Raw genomic sequence first — 244 nt, 5'->3', positions numbered from 1 at the left:
AGATGCTGTTTTTGTAGAAGACGGAGCAGAGTCTCAAATTGCCCCGTTGAACAGACAGTTTAATTACAAATCTATTGGAAACCGTGCGATCACAATTTTTGTCGGTCCTTTAATGAACTTTGTAATTGCATTTATCGTTTTCATGATAATCGGTTTTCTTCAGGGTGTTCCTACTCAGGAGCCGCTTCTTGTCGAATTGGTTGAGGATGGAGACGCTGCTGAAGCAGGCTTGCAGGAAGGTGAC

The 244-nt window shown here is 43.0% G+C and carries 1 protein-coding gene; it reads left to right on the top strand.

The window, feature by feature from the left end:
- The coding region (locus tag P6709_RS20235) for a M50 family metallopeptidase (RefSeq protein WP_278242673.1) at positions 1–244 on the top strand (244 nt) is incomplete at both ends.

Origin of the sequence: Jeotgalibacillus sp. ET6 (assembly GCF_029667115.1) — a bacterium.
In the GTDB taxonomy this organism is placed as follows: domain Bacteria; phylum Bacillota; class Bacilli; order Bacillales; family Jeotgalibacillaceae; genus Jeotgalibacillus.
The sequence above is the reverse complement of the archived record's forward strand: the minus strand, read 5'-3'. Positions and strand labels throughout refer to the sequence as shown.